Annotated in this window: 3 protein-coding genes; all 3 read left to right on the top strand. The window is 46.3% G+C overall.

Going from position 1 to position 3,612, the window contains the following annotated elements:
* Positions 1-50 precede the first annotated feature (50 nt).
* Positions 51-1,166, top strand: coding sequence for a glycoside hydrolase family 76 protein (locus VIP81_RS19660; protein WP_331965030.1), 1,116 nt, complete (start codon positions 51-53; stop codon positions 1,164-1,166).
* Positions 1,167-1,224: 58 nt separating this feature from the next.
* The gene (locus tag VIP81_RS19665) at positions 1,225-2,103 is read left to right on the top strand and encodes a hypothetical protein (protein WP_331965033.1); all 879 of its coding nucleotides are present in this window, start codon (positions 1,225-1,227) and stop codon (positions 2,101-2,103) included.
* A gap of 108 nt (positions 2,104-2,211) precedes the next feature.
* The coding region (locus tag VIP81_RS19670) for a peptidoglycan D,D-transpeptidase FtsI family protein (RefSeq protein WP_331965036.1) at positions 2,212-3,612 on the top strand (1,401 nt) is incomplete at its 3' end.

The following is a 3,612-nucleotide window of genomic DNA, read 5'->3' on the forward strand; positions in this document are numbered from 1 at the left end:
CACAAATCCGTAATTCGTAATTTGTAATTCGTAATTCTCAATGATACGATATGAATAGAATTACCTGTATACTTTTAGCTACGTTGCTATTGCACAGCAACTGTTCCAAAAGCAGTGCAAAGAGCGATCCTGTAGGACCCACGTCGGTGCCGGGTGTATCTTTTACGATTAAAGATGCCAGTACTGCCTACAATACGTTTAACCAGTATTTCTACAGCACCAGCGATAAGCTGTACTATGCCAATACAGAGAAGAAAGGTATTGGCGCCATCTGGACCCAGGCCATTTACTGGGACATGGCCATGAATGTATATAAACGTACCAATGATCCGGCAGACCTGCAACGGATCACAGACATTTATGAGGGTGCTTACAACCGGTATGATAAATACAATTGGAACAATACCAAAGAATGGTTTATTTATGACGACATGATGTGGTGGGTGATCTCATTGGCCAGGGCGCATCAGCTGACGGGTACCAAAGATTACCTGGATCTTTCGGTAGCTGGTTTCAAGCGGGTATGGGACGGTTCCTATGATCCGGTGAAAGGGGGCATGTTCTGGGATTTTAATCACAGTGGTAAAAACGCCTGTATCAATTTCCCTACTGTTATTGCAGCCATGACCCTGTACAAAATTACCGGCGATGATAGTTATTTACAGAAAGCAAAAGAGGTATATGCCTGGGGCGTGAATAACCTGTTTGACCTGAATACCGGCAGGGTAGCAGATAATAATGTAAATGGCAATAAAGGCTGGTCAGACTATACTTATAATCAGGGCACCTTTATTGGCGCCGCCGTGCTGCTGTACAAGGCTACCGGAACCGGCAGCTATCTTGATCAGGCGAATCTGGCGGCCACTTATACGCAGAAAACTATGAGTGATGTAAATGGCATTCTGCCTGCGGAAGGCGATTGGAATGAGCAGGGCGTATTGAAAGCTATTTTGGGCCAGTACGTGATGCAACTGATTATCGATGCCAAACAAACACAGTTCCTACCCTGGATACAGAAAAATATCAATGCCGCCTGGGGCAACAGGGACGTGACACGCGGCCTTACCTACCGTAATTATAAGGTGCCTTGTGTAACCGGTGTGTTACAATCTTACGAGGCCAGTAGTGCGGTGTATATGATGCAGATCTGTCCGCCGGCAAAATAACAGGGGGCGTCGTTTTCATGTGGTAAAGCGTTACTTTTGCGCTCTAATACCTAACCTCATGAAAGCGATGCCTTTTTTTGTACTTGTTTGTTGTTTGTTCTTTAATGCAGCCAGCACTTTTGCACAGGATGATGTGCGTACCTGGAGCCTTCAGGTGACTGACAGCCGATATATTTTTGCAGATACCGCCTTTGTACGTGTCAGCGCTGATACGAAACAATCTCCCTTAGATACCTTGTTCGCCGGTGATGATATTACCGTAACGAAAATTACCGATCAGTTATTGAACCTGAAAGGGCTTACCGCTCCCTGGGTAGCCATAAAATATAAGAAGAATGGTATCGACAAAGAAGGCTTTCTTTGGCAGGGACTCATTTCCTTTGCGCCTTTACGCAGAGGGGATACGAAGTTTGTGTATGCGATAGACCGGCACGTAGATTCTGTATTTGTAGAAGATGGTGTTAAAACCGTTACCAAACAATTCCTCGTGAAACTGAAAGTAGTACAGGCCGGAAAGCTGAAGGCTACTGGTTCCTGCCGGGTCGATGACGCCGAAGTGGCTAACTTCACCGAGGCGAGGGTGATGAGTGGTCTGGGACTTTCCAATGTACAAAACATTATTACGCTCACCTTTACCGGATCTGCCTGTGCCATCCCTTCCAACTATTATTATTTTGCGTGGTTGAATGATAGCCGGCTGGTGCCTTTACCGGAAAGAATGGATGTTTCAGATGCCGGCGCATTTTATCATGAGGAAACGTTTACTTTTCCGGGAGAGAAGAACGGACAGCCCGACATGATATACTGGAATATGAAAGAGGGAGAGGCCACCGAAAAAATGGATAAAAATGGAGAGCCGGTGTATAAAGAAACGAAGGATGCCGCCAAATATAGCTGGGATGGGGTGACGGGTACTTTCAAAAAGGAAGGAAAGTAAAGTTGGTCATCTTATCATTTGTAATGGCCGCTTATCTATTTTTTTATACAGAACTATTTTTATGAAATAGCTTTGTCGTTCTAAACAGATGCCTGTCATCACTTGACCATGTCCGCTTATAACCAACCGAGAAAAACCGTTGTAGTACTCATTATCACGGGATTAGTCTTAATTTTTGCTGCGAGGTTGTTCTTCCTGCAGGTAATTGATAAAAAATATGTGCGGCTGGCGGATGCCAACGCTGTTACACGAAAAATTGTGTATCCCAGCCGCGGGATTATTTTTGACCGGCAAAACCGGAGTATTCTCAGTAACGACATTTTGTATGATCTGGTGGTGACACCTGCTGCTGTTAAAAAAATAGATACGGCCTATCTCTGTAATATTCTGGAAATCAGTACCGAAGAATTTAAATCACGTATAGCCGACGCCGTTAAGAAGAACGGGCGGGTGCGCCCTTCTGTTTTCGCCGGGTTATTATCTGCTACTACGTATAGTCGTTTACAGGAAAGTATGTACCTGTTTCAGGCGGGTTTTGAGTTAGTGCAACGGCCGGTACGCGCCTATCCTTATAAAGCAGCGGCTAATATACTGGGCTACATTGGTGAAATATCACCGGGGATGCTGAAGATGAAAGGGTATGCCGACTATCAGTCGGGTGACTATGTGGGATTAACTGGTTTGGAGAAAACGTACGAGGCAGTCTTAATGGGACAGCGGGGTACGCAGTATATTATCAAAGACAACTTAAACCGTCCGCAGGGAGCATTGGAAGATGGCGCGTTTGATACTGCTGCTATTGCGGGTAAAAACCTGCGTTTATCGCTGGATATTGAATTGCAGGTATTGGGAGAACAACTGATGCGCAATAAGAGCGGAAGTATCGTGGCCATTGATCCGCAGAGTGGCGGCATCCTGGCCATGGTAAGCGGGCCTGTCTTTGACCCCAATCTGCTTACGGGCAGTTCCCGTACCAGGAATGTAGGCAAGCTGTTTACCGATCCTACAGAACCGTTCCTGAATCGGGGCATACAGGCTACCTATCAGCCCGGATCTTCCATGAAACCCTTAACGGCCATTGTAGCACTGGATGAGGGGCTGATTACACCCAACTTCGGATACGACTGCCACGGTGCTTATTACGCCTGTGGGCGTCGTATAGGTTGTATGCACTCGGAGGCTGGTCACGCCAGTAACCTGCGTATAGCCATGGCGCATTCCTGCAACTCTTACTTTATGCACCTGTACCGGCTGGAAGTAGATAGCGATAAATGGGGTGGTGTAAAAAAAGGACATACCAAATGGAAAGAGTACATGTCTAAATTCGGGCTGGGACATAAACTGGGTATTGACATCCCCGGCGAGAGCCCGGGCATAGTGGCGGATACTACGGTGTTGAACCGGCTCTATAACGGTAACTGGAATTCCTGTTCAGAATTATATGTAGGCATGGGACAGGGGCAGGTAGCCGTAACGCCGCTACAAATGGCCAATGCCATGTGTATGATT

This window comes from Chitinophaga sp. (assembly GCF_036566945.1).
In the GTDB taxonomy this organism is placed as follows: Bacteria; Bacteroidota; Bacteroidia; order Chitinophagales; family Chitinophagaceae; genus Chitinophaga.